A 16,616-nucleotide genomic window follows, 5' to 3' on the forward strand; every position below is an offset into this window, starting at 1 on the left:
GCGTATGGGTCGATATTCAGATCGGTACAGAGGGTTTCCATTGCGCCGCTTTGATCTAGAGTCATGGGCGCCGCGCCAAGAACAACAAAAATACAGGAGTGAAACCATGTCCGACCTGAACCTGCACCCCAACGCCGCCGAATCCCTGAACCGCTGGCACGAGATGATCCGCACCGGCAACCTCAAGGCCCTGCCCGAATTGCTCGATCCTAAAGCGGTGTTCCGCTCGCCCATGGCCCACACGCCTTATCCAGGCGCGCCGGTGGTCTCGATGATCCTCAATACCGTGTTCAATGTGTTCGAAGACTTCAAATACCACCGTGAACTGGCGACGTCCGATGGGATGAATGTGGTGCTCGAGTTCAGCGCCAAAGTCGGAGCTAAAGAGCTCAAGGGCATCGACATGATCCGCTTCGATGAACAAGGCAAGATCGTCGAGTTCGAGGTAATGGTGCGGCCGCTCAGCGGGTTGCAGGCGCTGGGCGAAGAGATGGGACGGCGGTTGGGAGCTTATCTGGCGGCCGCCAAGGCCTGAAACCCGCACACAAAAAAGCCCACTGACCGTCACCGGTTCAGTGGGCTTCGTGTGTCAGGCCTCTGGATTACAGAGCCATGTCACGTGCAGCGCTTTCTTTCGGAGCCGGGGCTTTTTCAGCCGAGGCGTCCGCCGCTGGAGCTGCAGCCTGGCCAATCACCGGAGGAGTTGGCAGTTGCAGGATCTTGGCGGTGTAAGCCCACTCTTCAGCCACTTTGGCTGGATCGTTGTTCAGCTGGGTGCCGTAGCTTGGAACGATCTGGTGCAGCTTGGCTTGCCACTCAGGGCTGGCGACTTTGTCCTTGAAGACTTTCTGCAGCACGCTCAGCATGATCGGTGCAGCAGTCGACGCGCCTGGGGATGCGCCCAGCAGACCGGCGATGGAGCCGTCTTTGGAAGCAACGATTTCGGTGCCCAGTTTCAGCACGCCGCCAGCGGCTTCATCACGCTTGATGATTTGCACGCGCTGGCCGGCTTGCCACAGGCGCCAGTCTTCGGCTTTGGCGTTCGGGAAGTATTCCTTCAGCGCGTTCAGACGGTCTTCATCCGACAGCATCAGTTGACCGGCCAGGTACTCGACCAGCGGGTATTCCTTGATGCCGACCTTGGTCATAGGCCAGATGTTGTGGGTGGTGGTGCTGGTCAGCAGGTCCAGGTACGAACCTTCTTTCAGGAACTTGGTGCTGAAAGTCGCGAACGGGCCAAACAGGATGACGCGCTTGCCGTCCAGGACACGGGTGTCCAGGTGCGGAACGGACATCGGAGGCGCGCCAACCGAAGCTTTACCGTAAGCCTTGGCCAGGTGCTGTTCGGCGATGGCCGGGTTATCGGTCACCAGGAACGAGCCGCCTACCGGGAAGCCAGCGTATTCCTTGGCTTCTTCGATACCGGACTTCTGCAGCAGGTGCAGGGCACCGCCGCCGGCGCCGATGAACACGAACTTGGCGTCGGTTTCAGTCTTGGTGCCGTCTTTCAGGTTCTTGTAGCTGACGCGCCAGGTGCCATCGGCATTCTTGGTGATGTCCTGCACTTCGCTGGACAGCTTCAAGTTGAAGTTGGGCTTGGTCTGCAGGTAACCGGCGAACTGGCGGGTGATTTCGCCGAAGTTCATGTCGGTACCCAGCGGGCTCCAGGTGGCCGCGATTTTCTGGTTCGGGTCACGCCCTTCCATCATCAGCGGGACCCACTTCTTGATCACAGCCGGGTCTTCGGAGTACTGCATGCCGGCGAACAGCGGGCTCGCTTGCAGGGCTTCGTAGCGCTTTTTCAGGAACTTGATGTTGTCATCGCCCCACACGAAGCTCATGTGCGGAGTGGTGTTGATGAACGAACGAGGGTCCTTCAGGACGCCTTGACGAACCTGCCAGGCCCAGAATTGACGGGAGACCTGGAACGCTTCGTTGATCTCGACGGCTTTCGGGATGGTGACATTGCCCTTGTCGTCTTCCGGGGTGTAGTTCAGCTCGGCCAAGGCGGAGTGACCAGTACCGGCGTTGTTCCAGCCGTTGGAACTTTCCAGGGCGACGCCGTCGAGGCGCTCGACCATTTCCATCGACCAGGTCGGTTCCAGCTCATTGATCCACACACCCAGGGTGGTGCTCATGATGCCGCCGCCGATCAGCAGGACGTCGACTTTCTTTGCTTCTTCGGCATTGGCGGAAGACATCCCCATCGCCAAAGCCAGCCCCAGCAAGGCTGTGTTCACTTTCTTAAACATCTGTTGCACCTATGATAAAACGCCTTCCGCCCGCCGCTGTTGTACGTATGAGGTCCCCTCTTTCGCGACACTCAGGCCAGCGTCGCGGGTTCCGGCACACTTCAATTTTGACGGGTGGGCACACAAGGCCGACAGGCTGCGTCGACCTCAGTTATATGTCCCTTCTGAACTGACTTCTTATCATTATTGGCTTCAGCTACTTGAGCGACAGGGGTTCTGTCTGGCCCGCCGAAAAGCGCGCCAGACTGAATGGGGTCAAAACAAGTGGCGCGAAGAATATCACGTCATGGCAAACCCGCGCGTCTGTTCGCGACCGGATAGTTTTCAACAAGCTCTTCAAACGCTTTCTAACGCCGGCCCATTCCTGCTAAGTTGTACGACGACTGACAAATTACCCAGTCGTTTTCATCACCTACAACAACAAGGAATACCCATGAACAAATCCGGATTGCTGCTCGGTCTCGTCTGCCTCTTCAGCGGTTACGTCGCCGCCGCCCCGGCGGAACAGGACGTCGCCCAGGCCGTCGATCACCTGACCCAGGCGATGCTGCACAAGAACATCGCCGAACTGAACGCCCTGACCGCCGACAACCTCACCTACGGCCACTCCAGCGGCAAGATCCAGGACAAGAAAGCCTTCATCGCCGATATCGAAACCGGCAAGAGCGCGTTCAAGACCCTGGAGATGCAAAACCAGACCATCACAATGTCCGGGGACACCGCGCTGGTGCGCCATCACTTCTCGGCGCAGGCACTGAAAGGCACGGAGGTTGTGCCGACGGAAATCGAGAACTTCCAGATCTGGCAGAAGCAGGCTGGCAAGTGGTTGCTGGTGGGGCGTCAGGCGTACAAGTTCTGATGCATGAGCTCTGCCGTCGAAGAGACGGCAGAGTCCGCTCCTATAACCTGAACCGATCCACCGACTGCGCCAGCCGCCCCGCCAGACTCGACAGTTCATCCGTGGTATTCGCCGTCTCGCCGATCACCTTGCTATTGCCCTCCGACATGCCCGCGATCATCTCCACCTGATGGGCAATCTCGTTGCTCGCCTGGCTCTGTTCGCCGATGGTGCGGGTAATGTCGTTGACCAGTTGCGTAGTGCTCAGGGTGGCCTTGAGGATTTCGCGGATCGCGCGTTCGACGTCGGCGGTGACCGCCATGCCCTTGTCGACCTGGGCGACACCGGCCTCCATGCTGCTGACGGCCTCGCGGGTGCTGTTCTGGATGCGCGCGACCATCGCGGCGATTTCCTGGGTCGAGGCGCTGGTGCGCGCAGCCAGGTTGCGCACCTCATCGGCCACCACCGCAAAGCCCCTGCCCTGCTCGCCCGCCCGAGCGGCCTCGATGGCTGCGTTGAGCGCCAGCAGATTGGTCTGATCGGCGATGCTTTTGATCACCTGAATGATATTGAAGATGCCTTCGGATTCCTGATCCAGGGTGCGGATCACCTGTGCCGATTGCTGGGCGGAACGGGCGATGTCGTCCATATCGCTGACCACTTGATGGATCACCTGCCCGCCGTTTTTCGCCAGTGACTCGGCCTGGCTGGCCATGTTCAACGCGCGCTCGGCGTGACGGGTGATTTCCTCGATGCTGGCGGTCATCTGGCTTGCGGCAGCCGCCATGGTGCCGGCGGCGGTGCTTTGTTGCTGACTGCTGTCGGCCACCTGATGGCAGCCGTGGCTCAGTTGCTCGCTCATGCCGCTGACGCCGTGGGCGTTGCTTCGCACCACACCGATCATGTCTCGCAGGTCGCGCTGCATGGTTGCCAGCGTGCGGATCAGCGCACTGGCTTCGTCCTTGCCGGACGGTTCGGCGATCGGTTCGCTGAGGTTGCCGTGGGCGATGCTTTCGGCGATACGACTGGCTGACTTCAGCGGCCCCATGATGCTCAGGATCACCCAGCGGCCCTGAAACAACAGCAGCAACAGGCTGGCAAAGAGGACGATACCGAGCGCGACATTGGCATTGTGGATCGCCGCCTCGGTGCCTTCGCTGGTCTGCCGGGTATTGGTTTCGATCAGCTCGCTGAGGGCGGCCATCTGTTCTTCGAGCTGGCTGAACGCCGTACTGAAGGTGCCGAGATGCTGCTGGGCGCTGTCCGGGTTTTCCAGTGCAAGACCGACGATCTGCTCCCCGGCGCTGATGTAGGTGTCGAGGCTGGGCTTGATCTGCTCCAGCGCGGACTTGATCGTCGGATTCACCGGCAACTTGAGATTTTCACCCAATACCTCGCGAAAATGCGCCGCATGCTCTTCGACGGAGCTGCGCACCTCGTCCGCCGAACTGGTGCTTTTGCTCAGCCCAACCAGCATTGCCGAATACACATCGGCACGCAGGGCGTCATGCATCATGTCGGCTTCCATGTGATTGCGCAGCGCGCTCATGCTGACCGCGTTGTCACTGACCGCCGAAGCCATCCGCTGATTGCCGACGTAACTGACCAGACTCACGATCAACGCCGTCAGCAGGCTGGTCGCAATCAGCAACACCAAACGCAGTTTGATCGACACCGTGATTTCCTCCCAGGCTGCGCCACGCGGCGCCTTTCAACGCTTCAGTTAAGCCTATTTACGTGAATCCGCCGCTTTAGAGCGTCGCAGGGTATGTCGTTACATTCGGTAAAAACGCGGACTGTGCGACGGTTCTCGTTCTACGGCCACTACCGCCCGGCATGGCGCATGGAACTCCCGGGCTGTCCGGCACCTCTCACATTATGTGGTAATTCCTTTTCGCTTCACGCTGCTGGAGGAACACCGTCATGCGCCGTTTATTACTCGTTTCGTCTCTTATGCTGTGCCTGCCTTTCGGTTCGGCATTCGCCCGCGTGGATGCGGGAGATGTGGCTACTTCAGCGGGGGTTTCCGCGTCGCTGTACTCGACCTTCAAGGATCACAAAATGGTGATTCCGGCCCGTGACGACTTGTCCGCATTCGTCGCCAGCGGCGGAACGATCCGTGGCGTGTACCTGGAATCGGTGCTGCAACAGGTGCGTCAGGACAATCCCGGCCTGAACGCCAGCGATGAAGAGCTGGCCAATGCCATTCTGGTTCAGTACGAAGGTCTGTCGCAGTAACCACGGCACGTTCGATGATGATGGTGGCTGACGGACTTGCCACCGTTACGCCCTGCCGATGGACGGCTGGCGAACGACCATGGGCAAAACCGTCGAACGGCCTCTATGATGGAGGCCATGACGATTTCCGCCTCCCTTCGCTCCCCTTGCCCGCCGGGTCTTTGCATCTGCGGGCGTGATCCGCTGCTGGATACGCCCGGCGCGGACGTGCGCATCCTGCTGCTGACCCGCGAGGAAGAGAAGCGACTGCTTGAACGTCTGGAAAACCTGAAAGACCTGGCCGACCTCGAGCGTCTGCAAGGAAGGATGTTCGATCAGCTCGGGATTCGCGTGCTGATCGCCCCGAAGTTCGGTGAGGTGCGGACGGTGCGCGGAGGCATCGAAATCGAAGTCCAAGAGCTTCCGGGACTCTGCCGCAAAACTCGCAAAACCATCCCCGCCGCCATCCGCCGTGGCCTGGAAAACAATCCGCAAGTCGCCTTCGACCTGCTCAACGCCCACGACTTGCTGCGCGGCACCTGATCATTTCTTCATGCCCACCCGCTTGCGCATCTCGGCCGTGATGCTTTGCCGGGTTTTCTTGATGTCCGCCCAAGGTTCATCGCCTACTTCCGCGAGCCGTTCGTGAACGTTGTGTACGTTCCATTGATCGGCGCCTTTGATCTCGCCGACTTCTTCCCGAAACAGCGGCACCGACACCGGTAATCCTTCGCGGGTACGCGCTGCGTAGGCGCAAATGGTGGTGGCGCCCAGCCCGTTGCGCAGGTAATCGATGAAGATCCGCCCCACACGGTTTTTCGGCCCGGACACCGCAGAAAAACGCTCCGGCAACAATTTCGCCATGTGCGTGACGATGGCGTGGCTGAAATCCTTGACCTCGTCCCAGCCATGCTTGCGGGTCAGCGGCACCACCAGATGAATGCCCTTGCCACCGCTGGTCTTGAGAAACGCCTTGAGGCCCAGTTCATCCAGCACGGTCAGGGTGAGTGCCGTGGCTTCGATCATGCTTTTCCAGGGCAGCGCCGGGTCCGGGTCGAGGTCGAGGACAAAGCGGTCGGGCTTGTCCAGATCCGTCGTGGTGGCGTTCCAGGTGTGCAGTTCGACCGTGCTCATCTGCACCGCGCCGATCAAGGCTTCGGCATTGTTGATCAGCATCACCGGCTGGCCGGTCAGCTCCTTGTCGAGTGTGCGGATGCCGGGGATCGCCAGGTGTTCGGCGTTCTTCTGGAAAAACAGATCACCGGCAATGCCGTCCGGCGCGCGCACCAGCGCCACCGGGCGATCCTTGAGCTGCGGCAGAATCCATTCGGCGACGCTGGCGTAATACTCGGCCAGCTGCATTTTGGTGGTGCCACTGCTGGCATCGATCACCCGGTCGGGATGAGTGATCCGCACCTTGCCGTCGGCCAGCCCGGATTGGGACGGGGCGGTAGATTCAGTCTTTGAAGTGTTCATGGGTTTGGCGCGCTCCTCGGTGATATCCTTGGCCGGTTTGTCCTCGCGCAAGCCATGGAACACGGCATGGCGCACCGAGCCATCCTGGGTCATTTCGGCGAACGCCACTTCCGCCAGCAGACTCGGTTTGAGCCAGTGCACACCCTTGGCCTCGAACCCTGTGGGCGGGTTGGCCACTGCCGGTTTTTTCACTCGCAACGGTTTGAGCTGCGCGAGGATGCTCTTGAGGGTGGTTTCATTGAATCCCGTGCCGACCTTGCCGGCGTACCGCAACTCGCCGCTGTCACGATCATGCAGACCCAGCAACAGTGCGCCGAACGAACTGCGCGCGCCTTTCGGATCGGTGTAGCCGACGATCACGAATTCCTGGCGATGCTTGCACTTGAGCTTGATCCAGTCGCTGCTGCGGCGCGACACGTAAGGCGAGCCGAGGCGTTTGCCGATCAGGCCTTCCATGCGCATCTGACAGGCGCTGTTGAGCAACGCCTGCGGGGTTTCGTCGAACGCTTCGGAGAAACGCAGCAGCGGGTCTTGATGGGTTTTCAGAACGGTGGCCAGCGCTGCGCGCCGTTCCTCCACCGCCACCTCGCGCAGGTCGACACCGTTCAGATACGGCAGATCAAACAGGTAATAGACGATGTTTTCGCTGCGTCCCGAATCGAACGCGTTTTGCAGGGCCTGAAAATCAGGCACGCCGTCCGCATCGGCGACGACCATCTCACCATCCAGCCACGCCGACTCCAGGCCCAGCGCCGCCAGGGCTTGCGCCTGCTTTGGCAACTTGTGCGTCCAGTCATGGCCATTGCGGGTGAACAACTGCACCTCGTCCTGATCAATGCGCGCCATGATCCGATAACCGTCGAACTTGATTTCGTATTGCCAATCGCCCTCCGGCGCGCTCTCCACCAAGGTGGCGAGTTGAGGTTTGAGCTGCGCGGGAATTTTGGCCTTGTGCGCCCCGGTGAGCTTGCCCGAGGCCGACTTGCGGGGTGCTTTCGCCGGGCCTTGAAGGGGTTTGACCTGCTTCGCACTAAGCCGGGGTTTGTCGACGATCGTGCGCTCGCTGAGCACACTGTCGGGCTCGGCGACCAGCACGTCGTAATCGCTTTGCGGGCGTGCGGCGCCGTCCTGATGCTTGATCAGAAACCACTGCTCTTTCTTGCCCGGCATGTGGGTGCGCACCAGGTTCCACACCCCGGCGAGCTTCTCGCCTTGCAGTTCGAATTTGAGCTTGCCCTTGGCGTAGGCTTTCTCCGGGTCTTCCAACGGAATCCACACGCCACGATCCCAGACGATCACATCGCCGGCGCCGTAATGCCCCTCGGGAATGCTGCCCTCGAACGTCGCGTAGTCCAGCGGATGATCCTCAACGTGCACCGCCAGCCGCTTGACCTTGGGATCCAGCGACGGCCCCTTGGGCACCGCCCAGCTCTTGAGCGCGCCGTCGAGCTCGAGGCGAAAGTCGTAATGCAGATGCGAGGCGTCGTGCTTTTGTATGCAGAACTGCAGGGCGTGGTCGCCGGCGGGTTTCTTGCCCCGGCGGTGGCCAGCCGCCGGTTCAGAGGTCGCTGAAAAGTCGCGCATCCGGTTGTAGTCGTCGAGATTCCTGCTCATCCTGCACCTGCCTTGTTTCAGCCTGTTCGAGTCACCGTCAGTGCGACCACGGCAATCCGGTCGACGCGCTGATAGCCTGGATTCAGCAACTCTTCACCAAACACATCGGGATCGAGTTCGCGGTAGGTCCAGCCGAAGCGTTTTTCATCCAATCGTGGCACTACGGTATCGAGGAAGGGATCGCGGCCATCGACCATCGCCACACCGGTATAAAGCACCAGCGAGCCGCCGAGGGTCAGGCGATTGAGCGCCTGTTCGACGATACGCAGCGACAGGCCCGCCCCCAGCGTCCCGCCACCGTGGCGGTAAGCTCGCCCGGCCGGATCGGCCATGTAGGGCGGGTTGGCGACGATCAGGTCGAATTCGCCGTCGACGCCCTGCAACACATCACTGGCGCGCACTTCGACGTTGGCCACTTCGGCCAGCGCCGCGTTGATCGTGGTCAGGCGCAGCGCAGCGGGGTTGATATCCACCGCCAGCACTTGCGCTTCGCGCCGGGCACGGCCGATCAGGATCGCGCCCACTCCGGCGCCACAACCGATGTCCACCGCCCGATGGATGGGCGCAAAGTTCTGCTGCAAATGGCTGTGGATCAGTTGAGCAAAGCGATAGGTGTCCGGGCCGAAGAACACTGAGTCGGCGGCTTCGGTGGGGAATCCGGAATGCACGAAAATCAAGTCATCCAGGGTCGACCAGCGCACCCGGCTCTTCAAGCGCCCGTCGAACTCATCGATCACCTGGGCTTCCTGCAATTGCCGCTGTTCATCGGCAGACAGAAGGCCCGGTTCGAAAGGACGCGACCATCCGAACACATCCCGCAGGCCATCGGCGGCCTGCCCTTCGTCACGCTGGTTGACCCGTTGATGGGTCAGCGGCGTCGGGGTGATGAAACGATAGCCGTCGGCCTGCAGGCGCCGCCCCAGTTGCACCAGCACCAGATCGTTGGCGGACAGTTGTTCTTCCTGATTCATTGATGACTTCCTTAACGCAGGCCGGATTTGAGTTGGATGAATCGGCGAGTGGCGAGCAGCCCGGCCGGATGTGCATGGCGCGACGGTGCGAGCCACGGGATCAACGTTGCGATTTGGGTGTGAGCGTCCTGCCCTTGCAGCGCCGCACTGAGGCGCTGCACATCGGTGTCCTGTTCGGGCACCTCGATCGGCGCGGGGACCGAGGGGCGGCGGCGGAACGCGACGGGTTTGTCCTCAGAAATCCAGTCACCGGCAATCCAGTCATGCACCAGTTGTTTTTCATAGGCGCTGAACACGCCGAACATCGCCGCACCATCGCCATGGATCAATTGCCAGAAGCGGCTGCCCTGCGGATCTTCGTTGCGCTTGATCCAGCCCTTGTCCTGCAAGGCTTGCAGGAAGCCGGGCAACTGCTGCGGGTCGGCCAGCCATTGATTGACGGTCTTTCCTTCGAAGCGGCAATAGTCGGAGTGCATGTGTTGAGCGAACGGACACTTGCGTTCAAGCATCGCCAACAATTCGCGCTCCAGATCGAACCCCTCGATGATTGCGCGGGTGCCCTGCCCCAGATCATTGAGCCGATAACCCAGCGAGACCCGGCGCAGGAAATCGCTGCGATTGGCTTCCAGAGGCAGCAGATCGAGAACGGCCTGAACGGCTTTTTGCGCATGGCCGGTGCTGGCGTTGTCGATGGTCACGTGCAGAGTGAAGTAGTAAGGATCGATCCCCAACTCACTGAGCTCGTAACTGCTGATCAACAGGTGCAGGGGCAGCTGTTCGTAACCAAGGTTGTAACCGATCACCTCCGGGAGAAAATCCATGCCGCCGGCACCCAGGGCCAATTGCAGCGCGCCTTGCAGATAGCGTTCGTCGGGCAGCGGACTGCTGGGCTCGAGGCCCTGTTCGGCGAGCAGCTGGCGGTAGATCACGACGTGGTTCTGCGCCGGATTGCCCTCGCCCAGTTCTTCCAGATAAGTGCTGATCAGGCTACTGAAGCGCGGATCGCGCCACTGTCCGAGCAAGCCGTAGAGCCAGGCGCCATCAACCAGCTTGGTCGGCGCCACCGCTTGCAGGAAATACAGCGCATGAGCCTTGCAACTGAAGAACTGCCGTGCGCCTCCAGCCTTGCGTTGTTGCAGGTAGTCGGCGTATTGCCGGGCGACATCGGCACAGTGCTCAGCCACCCAGGCATGCCACTGCGCGGGGTCCGATGGCAGCTCATCCTTCAACTGCGCGGCTTGCAGCAGTTGATCTTCCAGAAAGGCGCGCGCCAGCGGCTGAGGATGTTCGTCGGCTAAAAGTGCTTCATGGATACGCCGCAACCCATCCAGAGAATCGAGCGGACGCGATGGGGCGGGGGCAGCTTGCAGGTGAGTCAGGACAGTCATGGCAATATTCTCGATCGATTGGCAGGACGCTCAGTCACTCGCCTCTAATGAAGCAGAGAGGCTTGGCGCGTCAAAAATTCAATCGGCTTGAAAATTGCCCTGACGGACGGAGCCTTCGGCTCGCTCCTTGCTTGAACAGAGCGGTCGAAGGCTGTGGGATGAGAGGGTCAGGCCGTGCCTTTGGCTTGCTGTTCGAGGTGAACCTGCAACTCCGGGTCAATCTGCAACGCCGCTGCCAGTTCATCCAGATAATTGCGCTCGGCGTCCTGCTGATCGTCGACCAGCATCACGCTGGCCAGGTACATCTCGGCGGCCATGGCTGGATCGTTCTGCGCCGCCTGCGCCACTTCGGTGGGATCCAGTGGTTTGGCGACCTCGTCGTCGAGCCATTGCTGCAGGTTCGGGTCATCGGTGTGCCTGCCGATTTCACTGCTGATGAGGTGTTTTTCCGACTCGTCGATCCGCCCGTCAGCCTTGGCCGCCGCGATCAACGCACGCAGGACGGCGTGGCTGTGTTCTTCGACTTGCGGGCCCGACAGCAGATCCGCGGTTTGCGGGGTTTGCTGCGGCGCAGCAGAAGCCTGGCTGCGTTGCCAGGCCTGATACGCCTGGAAGGCCATCATGCCCAGCGAGGCCAGTGCTGCGTAATTGGTGCCGCCGGAACGACGCTGCGTCCCGCCGCCCAGCGCCCCGCCACCGCCGAGCAATCCGCCAAGCAACCCGCCCAGGCCACCCAGCCCTCCGGCAGCAGAACCGCCGCCACTGCCGCCGCCCAGCAGACCGCCGAGCAACCCGCCAAGCCCACCCGCTCCCCCGCCGGCCGACGCGCCACCTGGTTGTCCCGCCGAGGCCTGGCCTCGCAGCAGTTGTTCGAGCAGATCGCTGGTGTTCATGACGTCGTCCTCAGGCAAAGGGGTATGACTGCGTCAGGCAACGATAGCCCTCCTGATGCGTTGCGCCAGCACCGTTGGGCTGACGTGGCCATGGGCGAGTGATTCTCCAGAGAAATTTTTCCCCGGCCAGCTAATCTTCACGAATGGGTGAACCTTGACCCGGCCCGACCGGTCGATAGCTGCAACCCCGACCCGGTTGGTCGCCGCCCTTGCTGCCCAAGGGTTTACGCGGCTTGCTGCATTTTCTGGAGAACGCCTTCGTGATATCGACCGTCCACATCGCCAGGCTCAAGGCCTGGGGCGCCCATGGTTTCACCGCGACCGGCGTGGTCACCGCTTTTCTGGCCACCCTTGCCCTGCTGGAAAACCAGCCAATCCACTGCCTGATGTGGCTCGGCGTGGCGCTGATCGTCGACGGCCTCGACGGGGCGCTGGCACGCAAGGTCAACGTGCAGTCGGTGCTGCCGAGTTTCGACGGATCGATCCTCGATCTGGTGATCGATTACCTGACCTATGTGTTCATTCCGGCGCTGTTCATCTATCGCTACATTCCCCTGCCCGACTACACCCTGCTGCTGACCGTATCGCTGATTCTGGTGTCGTCACTGTTCTGCTTCTGCAACGTCAACATGAAGAGCAAGGACAACTATTTCGTCGGCTTCCCCGCCGCCTGGAACGTGGTTGCGTTGTGTCTGTACATCATCGATCCGGGGCCGTGGCTCACCTTCCTGACGGTGATCGGCCTGGCGCTGCTGACCGTGACCCGCATGAAATTCCTCCATCCTTTCCGGGTACGCCGGTTCATGCCGATCAACATTGCGGTGACGGCGATCTGGCTGCTGTGCAGTCTGTCGCTGGTGCTGAACCACCCGGTGATCAACCCGCTGGTGATGGGCCTGTGGCTGCTGGCGTCGGCGTACTTTCTCGGCATCTGCATCTGGCGCACGGCGCTGGAGTGGTTTGACGGTGCGCATCTGAAATAGAAGCCCTGTCGCAATCCCTGTGGGAGCGAGCAAGCTCGCTCCCACAATGGTTTCAGCGCTTGGTGATGACGACCTCCAGATATTCACTCGGCACCACCATCGATTCCGCCCCCGCCCGGTTCAGCCCGTCGATCAGTAGCGTCAGATCCGTCTCCAGCGCCTGCCCGCTCTCCGGCGGCAACGCCGCGAACGCCTTGTGTACCGGGCCGTACCAGTGGCGAAACACATCAATGAAATGCGCCGCCGAGCGATAGCGGAAGTTGAAATGGCGCCGAGTCACCTGCAACTGAAACTGGCGATCGTCGAAATGCGAATGCAGCCAGGCTTCCGCGCCCCAGTTCGAGGGCGGTTGCGCACCGGGTGGCGGTGGCAGATAGCGCCCGAGGGTCTTGAACATCTGGCCGACGAAACCTTCCGGTGTCCAGTTGGCCAGGCCGATCCGGCCACCACGGCGGCAGACCCGCGCCAGCTCCTTGGCCGCCTTCGCCTGATCCGGGGCGAACATCACGCCGAAGGTCGACAGCACCGCGTCGAAACTGGAGTCGGCAAACGGCAGCGCTTCGGCATCGGCGACCTGAAAGGTCACGTCCAGATGCTCGGCGCGCGCCCGGTCCTGGCCGCGTTCCAGCAGCGCCGCGACATAGTCGGTGGACGTCACCAGACAACCCCGGCGCGCCGCCGCCAGCGTGGCATTGCCGTTACCGGCAGCAACGTCCAGCACTTCTTCATCGCAGCGCAGGTCGCAGGCTTCGGCGAGGGTTTCGCCGACGATCTGCAAGGTGGTGCCGATCACGGCGTAGTCGCCACTGGCCCAGGCGACTCTTTGGCGTTCCTTCAGGGCAGTGAGATCAATAGGGGTACTCATGAATGGGGGCTCCACGGCAGAGGGGTCAATCGGCGGTCGTCGGGTCGATGATGCTCGTCACCCGGGACACGCTGTTGGCCGGAAATCCCCCACGCTTGGCGTGTTCGCGCACCAGTTCCTCGTTGGGTGCGATGTACACGCAATAGATCTTGTCGGCCGTCACATAACTCTGCAGCCACTGCACCTCTGGTCCGAGTTCACGCAGCACGTTGCAGGACGTTTGCGACACGGCCTTGAGTTCTTGCTCCGATAGCTTTCCGGCTCCTGGAATCTCGCGTTCAATCACGAACTTCGGCATGGCAACCTCGCTTTCTTTTTATGGATGTCAGAGCCGTGGCGGCCCTGCTCGCCCACTATCGCGCGGGCGCCGTGCGGCGTCCCTGCCAATCGTCCGGAGAGCCCGTGAAACCGGGCGTTGGCCGATGAGTGGCGGGATTTTGTAAAGGCCCCGAAACACTGTCGGGGGGTTGCCAACGCGCCGGCTGATCGGCTCTCATGCAGACCCTCTCCCGAAACGGAATTCGATCATGTCCTTGCGCTTCGAATGGCTCACCGATCACATGCAGCACAGCGACACCTACGCGGCATGGATCCACCGCCAGTTTCACTACGAATATGCCGAGCAGCCACTGGCCGAATGGCAGCGCGAATTTGCCGAGGGCCAGACCAATGGTGACTGGCGTTGCCTGATTGCGCTGGACGGGGATCGACTGCTGGGCGGTGCGGCACTGGCCCGGGCGGACCTTGCCCTTCGACCGGATCTGGAGCCGTGGCTGGCCTGTGTGCTGGTCAGCCCCGAATCACGCGGCCAGGGCCTGGCAGAGAGGTTGATCGCGGGAATCGCTGAAGAAGCGAAACACCGGGGCCTGCCGCGTTTCTACCTGCACACCCAGAACAAACGGGACTATTACGCCAAACGCGGCTGGACGGTGCTGGAGCGTTTTCACGCCTGGGGCAACGAACAATGGCTCATGGTGCGCGACCTGTGAGCCATTGAGTTTTGCGGTTTACGCAGCCGGCGCCTTGGCCTCCTTGAGCAGTTGCTGAATCATCTGCTCCTGCGCCTGGTAACTGCCTTCGCCAAAGTGGGTGTAACGCACCTGGCCCTTGGCGTCGACCAGGTAATGCGCCGGCCAGTACTGGTTATCGAAGTTGCGCCAGATCGCGTAGTTGTTGTCGATGGCCACCGGGTAGGTGATGCCGAGCTTGTGCACTTGATCCTTGACGTTGTCGATGATCCGCTCGTAACCGTATTCCGGGGTGTGCACGCCGATCACCACCAGACCGTCCTTGCCGTACTTCTTCTCCCACTCCTTCACGTACGGCAGGGTGTGCTGGCAGTTGATGCAGTCGTAGGTCCAGAAGTCCACCAGCACCACTTTGCCGCGCAGGGACTCAGCGCTCAGTTCCGGAGAGTTCAGCCACTGCACCGCGCCGGACAGCGATGGCATCGCGCCTTTGCTCGCCTCGTCTTCAGTCGAGTCTGCACGGACTTTGCTGACAAAGTAGTCCACCACCTTCGGCACGTTTTCCAGCACGCTTTTCTCTACCGATGCCACGCCTTGGGACGAGGTGTTGGCCAGCAGCAGGTTGTCGGCACCGGTGGCGATCACCGCCGCCGTCGCCAGCACCGCAACACCCGCGCCGCGGCGGAACCAGCCGGTGAACGGAATCGACGGTTTCAGCCGATTGACCAGACCGCGACCGGCGAAAATCAGCGTCCCCAGCGACAGCGCACTGCCCACACCGTAGGCCAGCAGCAACAGGCTGGTCTGGGCGTTGGCGCCTTGCAGCATGGCACCCGTGAGGATCACGCCGAGGATCGGACCGGCGCACGGCGCCCACAGCAGACCGGTGGCGACACCGATCATGATCGAGGCCATGGGTCCGGTCTTTTTCCGGGCGTCGGGGTCGAGGCGATTGCCCAGCAGCACGAAGGGCCGGGCCAGCCAGTCACCGATACGCGCGGAAATCAGCGACAGCGCAAACAGCACCATTACCGCCAGCGCGATATGGCGACCGGTGTTGCTGGCCTGAATCACCCACTCGCTGCTGACCACCGCCAGACTGGAGATCAGGGCAAAGGTCAGGGCCATGCCGCCGAGGGTCAGCAGGATCGAAGAACGGGTGCGGTCGGCTCCGGCGAACAGAAACGGCACCACCGGCAGGATGCAGGGACTGAGGACAGTCAACAGACCGCCCAGGAAAGCGATGAGAAACATGAGGTTCACCTTTTGAATGAGGGGTGGTCTGTTGAGTGGTTCGGGGGGCGCCCGTTACGGGCAGCCCCCTTCAATCCTCAAACCGTCTGGCTGTCCAGCCATTGGCTTTGTGGCGTACGGCTGGCACCGTTTTCAGCCACCATCTGGCCTTGCGGCGTATGGCTGGAACCGTCGGCGGCGACCATTTGCCCCTGCGGTGTGCGGCTGGAACCGTCGGCGGCCAGTGTCTGCCCCTGTGGCGTGCGGCTGGCGCCATCGGCGGCGATCAGGCCGTCGCTGACCGGCTTGGCCACCGGAGCCAGTTGGAAGCAGGTGCTGCTGCCACAGCTGTTCTGTTCGACGGCAGCGTTGGCGTGGGCTGCGACGCCGGCGAGGGAGAAGGCAACAGCGGTCAGATAGCGCGATACGTTGTTCATGGCGATGTTCCTTTTATAGAGGTGGGTAATCAGTTGTCTTCGTTGCAGCCGTCGGCGAATTTGCGGTAGTCGAGCACCTGGGTCTTGCCGGCCGAGTCGAGGTAGGTCAGGCGGGCGTCGACGATGCCGCAGGTCATCGAGTTGTCCTGTTTCAGCGACACCACTTTCTGGATGTCCAGGTGGCTGCCGTAGGAGTAGGTTTGCGGGGTGACATCGGCTTCGGCGCGGGCCGACAGGGTGCAGATGTTCAGAGCGGCAAACAGGCAAGCGGCAGCGATCGATTTGGTCTTGGTGTTCATGGCGTTTTCCTCGGGGCTTCAATGGTTGAATCGTTGATTGGGCCGAGGCGTTCTGTGTGTGCCTCGATGGAGCTCATTTAAAGCTCGCGAGGTATCGCGCATGTGTCGGCAAATGCCGTGTATAAATCGCTACGTATCCGCGCGCGCCCGGGATACACAGCGATACAAAACCCTGTAAAAAT

Annotated in this window: 17 protein-coding genes and 1 pseudogene; 6 read left to right on the top strand and 12 right to left on the bottom strand. The window is 61.3% G+C overall.

All coding sequences use genetic code 11. The features are described 5' to 3' along the window. Positions 1-106 precede the first annotated feature (106 nt). Positions 107-535: a nuclear transport factor 2 family protein gene (locus JKA62_RS09210; RefSeq protein ID WP_201817498.1), complete on the top strand. Its 429-nt coding sequence runs from the start codon at positions 107-109 to the stop codon at positions 533-535. 67 nt (positions 536-602) lie between these two features. On the opposite strand, the gene mqo is transcribed toward JKA62_RS09210, so the two are convergent. Next, positions 603-2,252, bottom strand: coding sequence for a malate dehydrogenase (quinone) (mqo, locus tag JKA62_RS09215; RefSeq protein WP_011333540.1), 1,650 nt, complete (start codon positions 2,250-2,252; stop codon positions 603-605). A 433-nt stretch (positions 2,253-2,685) separates the two neighbouring features. Between mqo and JKA62_RS09220 the strand changes: the two genes are divergently transcribed. After that, complete coding sequence (locus tag JKA62_RS09220) at positions 2,686-3,111, top strand: nuclear transport factor 2 family protein (protein WP_201817501.1); 426 nt, start codon at positions 2,686-2,688, stop codon at positions 3,109-3,111. Positions 3,112-3,151: 40 nt separating this feature from the next. Here the strand turns inward: JKA62_RS09220 and JKA62_RS29230 are convergent, their stop codons facing one another. Continuing rightward, positions 3,152-4,015 carry a methyl-accepting chemotaxis protein gene (locus tag JKA62_RS29230; protein ID WP_442962197.1) on the bottom strand — a complete coding sequence of 288 codons (864 nt, stop codon included), beginning with the start codon at positions 4,013-4,015 and terminating at the stop codon, positions 3,152-3,154. Further along, positions 4,007-4,765: pseudogene (locus JKA62_RS29235) on the bottom strand (MCP four helix bundle domain-containing protein); the annotation flags it as partial. The gene JKA62_RS29230 and the pseudogene JKA62_RS29235, both read right to left, overlap by 9 nt. A 248-nt stretch (positions 4,766-5,013) precedes the next feature. On the opposite strand from JKA62_RS29235, the gene JKA62_RS09230 reads away from it, so the two are divergent. Together JKA62_RS09230 and JKA62_RS09235 are read left to right on the top strand one after the other, a co-directional pair. After that, positions 5,014-5,328: a DUF2388 domain-containing protein gene (locus JKA62_RS09230; RefSeq protein ID WP_011333537.1), complete on the top strand. Its 315-nt coding sequence runs from the start codon at positions 5,014-5,016 to the stop codon at positions 5,326-5,328. A gap of 117 nt (positions 5,329-5,445) precedes the next feature. Beyond that, positions 5,446-5,850 (top strand): hypothetical protein, encoded by a 405-nt coding sequence (locus tag JKA62_RS09235; protein ID WP_181457918.1) that lies wholly within the window; start codon positions 5,446-5,448, stop codon positions 5,848-5,850. On the opposite strand, the gene ligD is transcribed toward JKA62_RS09235, so the two are convergent. The 4 genes from ligD to JKA62_RS09255 all read right to left on the bottom strand — a co-directional run bounded on the left by ligD (position 5,851) and on the right by JKA62_RS09255 (position 11,649). Further along, positions 5,851-8,397 carry a DNA ligase D gene (gene ligD / locus JKA62_RS09240; RefSeq protein WP_011333535.1) on the bottom strand — a complete coding sequence of 849 codons (2,547 nt, stop codon included), beginning with the start codon at positions 8,395-8,397 and terminating at the stop codon, positions 5,851-5,853. It abuts the gene before it with no gap. 17 nt (positions 8,398-8,414) lie between these two features. Continuing rightward, entirely contained in the window at positions 8,415-9,368 is a 954-nt protein-coding gene (locus tag JKA62_RS09245) for a methyltransferase (protein ID WP_201817507.1), read from the bottom strand. A gap of 11 nt (positions 9,369-9,379) precedes the next feature. Then, the gene (locus tag JKA62_RS09250; protein ID WP_011333533.1) at positions 9,380-10,756 is read right to left on the bottom strand and encodes an iron-containing redox enzyme family protein; all 1,377 of its coding nucleotides are present in this window, start codon (positions 10,754-10,756) and stop codon (positions 9,380-9,382) included. A gap of 167 nt (positions 10,757-10,923) precedes the next feature. Then, positions 10,924-11,649: a tellurite resistance TerB family protein gene (locus tag JKA62_RS09255; protein ID WP_011333532.1), complete on the bottom strand. Its 726-nt coding sequence runs from the start codon at positions 11,647-11,649 to the stop codon at positions 10,924-10,926. Positions 11,650-11,909: 260 nt separating this feature from the next. Between JKA62_RS09255 and pcsA the strand changes: the two genes are divergently transcribed. Further along, the gene (gene pcsA, locus JKA62_RS09260; RefSeq protein ID WP_041475528.1) at positions 11,910-12,632 is read left to right on the top strand and encodes a phosphatidylcholine synthase; all 723 of its coding nucleotides are present in this window, start codon (positions 11,910-11,912) and stop codon (positions 12,630-12,632) included. Between the two features lie 52 nt (positions 12,633-12,684). Here the strand turns inward: pcsA and JKA62_RS09265 are convergent, their stop codons facing one another. Then, positions 12,685-13,497, bottom strand: a complete 813-nt coding sequence (locus tag JKA62_RS09265) for a class I SAM-dependent methyltransferase (RefSeq protein ID WP_201817508.1) — start codon at positions 13,495-13,497, stop codon at positions 12,685-12,687. A gap of 25 nt (positions 13,498-13,522) precedes the next feature. Continuing rightward, the gene (locus tag JKA62_RS09270) at positions 13,523-13,795 is read right to left on the bottom strand and encodes a DUF4242 domain-containing protein (RefSeq protein WP_007957179.1); all 273 of its coding nucleotides are present in this window, start codon (positions 13,793-13,795) and stop codon (positions 13,523-13,525) included. A 229-nt stretch (positions 13,796-14,024) separates the two neighbouring features. On the opposite strand from JKA62_RS09270, the gene JKA62_RS09275 reads away from it, so the two are divergent. Next, positions 14,025-14,486, top strand: a complete 462-nt coding sequence (locus JKA62_RS09275) for a GNAT family N-acetyltransferase (protein WP_201817509.1) — start codon at positions 14,025-14,027, stop codon at positions 14,484-14,486. An 18-nt stretch (positions 14,487-14,504) separates the two neighbouring features. Here the strand turns inward: JKA62_RS09275 and JKA62_RS09280 are convergent, their stop codons facing one another. From JKA62_RS09280 to JKA62_RS09290, 3 genes are all read right to left on the bottom strand, one after another. Next, positions 14,505-15,719, bottom strand: coding sequence for a cytochrome c biogenesis protein DipZ (locus JKA62_RS09280; protein WP_201817510.1), 1,215 nt, complete (start codon positions 15,717-15,719; stop codon positions 14,505-14,507). A 77-nt stretch (positions 15,720-15,796) separates the two neighbouring features. Then, positions 15,797-16,135 carry a hypothetical protein gene (locus JKA62_RS09285; protein ID WP_201817511.1) on the bottom strand — a complete coding sequence of 113 codons (339 nt, stop codon included), beginning with the start codon at positions 16,133-16,135 and terminating at the stop codon, positions 15,797-15,799. Positions 16,136-16,164: 29 nt separating this feature from the next. Further along, positions 16,165-16,434: a DUF2790 domain-containing protein gene (locus JKA62_RS09290; RefSeq protein WP_007956290.1), complete on the bottom strand. Its 270-nt coding sequence runs from the start codon at positions 16,432-16,434 to the stop codon at positions 16,165-16,167. Between the last annotated feature and the right edge of the window lie 182 nt (positions 16,435-16,616).

This window comes from Pseudomonas sp. B7 (assembly GCF_016735645.1).
In the GTDB taxonomy this organism is placed as follows: Bacteria; Pseudomonadota; Gammaproteobacteria; order Pseudomonadales; family Pseudomonadaceae; genus Aquipseudomonas; species Aquipseudomonas glycinae.

Bases quoted from the DNA above. Each gene is read 5' to 3' on its own strand.
- JKA62_RS09210 (WP_201817498.1), top strand. From the start codon at position 107: ATGTCCGACCTGAACCTGCACCCCAACGCCGCCGAATCCCTGAACCGC.
- mqo (WP_011333540.1), bottom strand. From the start codon at position 2,252: ATGTTTAAGAAAGTGAACACAGCCTTGCTGGGGCTGGCTTTGGCGATG.
- JKA62_RS09220 (WP_201817501.1), top strand. From the start codon at position 2,686: ATGAACAAATCCGGATTGCTGCTCGGTCTCGTCTGCCTCTTCAGCGGT.
- JKA62_RS29230 (WP_442962197.1), bottom strand. From the start codon at position 4,015: ATGCAGCGCGACCTGCGAGACATGATCGGTGTGGTGCGAAGCAACGCC.
- JKA62_RS09230 (WP_011333537.1), top strand. From the start codon at position 5,014: ATGCGCCGTTTATTACTCGTTTCGTCTCTTATGCTGTGCCTGCCTTTC.
- JKA62_RS09235 (WP_181457918.1), top strand. From the start codon at position 5,446: ATGACGATTTCCGCCTCCCTTCGCTCCCCTTGCCCGCCGGGTCTTTGC.
- ligD (WP_011333535.1), bottom strand. From the start codon at position 8,397: ATGAGCAGGAATCTCGACGACTACAACCGGATGCGCGACTTTTCAGCG.
- JKA62_RS09245 (WP_201817507.1), bottom strand. From the start codon at position 9,368: ATGAATCAGGAAGAACAACTGTCCGCCAACGATCTGGTGCTGGTGCAA.
- JKA62_RS09250 (WP_011333533.1), bottom strand. From the start codon at position 10,756: ATGACTGTCCTGACTCACCTGCAAGCTGCCCCCGCCCCATCGCGTCCG.
- JKA62_RS09255 (WP_011333532.1), bottom strand. From the start codon at position 11,649: ATGAACACCAGCGATCTGCTCGAACAACTGCTGCGAGGCCAGGCCTCG.
- JKA62_RS09265 (WP_201817508.1), bottom strand. From the start codon at position 13,497: ATGAGTACCCCTATTGATCTCACTGCCCTGAAGGAACGCCAAAGAGTC.
- JKA62_RS09270 (WP_007957179.1), bottom strand. From the start codon at position 13,795: ATGCCGAAGTTCGTGATTGAACGCGAGATTCCAGGAGCCGGAAAGCTA.
- JKA62_RS09275 (WP_201817509.1), top strand. From the start codon at position 14,025: ATGTCCTTGCGCTTCGAATGGCTCACCGATCACATGCAGCACAGCGAC.
- JKA62_RS09280 (WP_201817510.1), bottom strand. From the start codon at position 15,719: ATGTTTCTCATCGCTTTCCTGGGCGGTCTGTTGACTGTCCTCAGTCCC.
- JKA62_RS09285 (WP_201817511.1), bottom strand. From the start codon at position 16,135: ATGAACAACGTATCGCGCTATCTGACCGCTGTTGCCTTCTCCCTCGCC.
- JKA62_RS09290 (WP_007956290.1), bottom strand. From the start codon at position 16,434: ATGAACACCAAGACCAAATCGATCGCTGCCGCTTGCCTGTTTGCCGCT.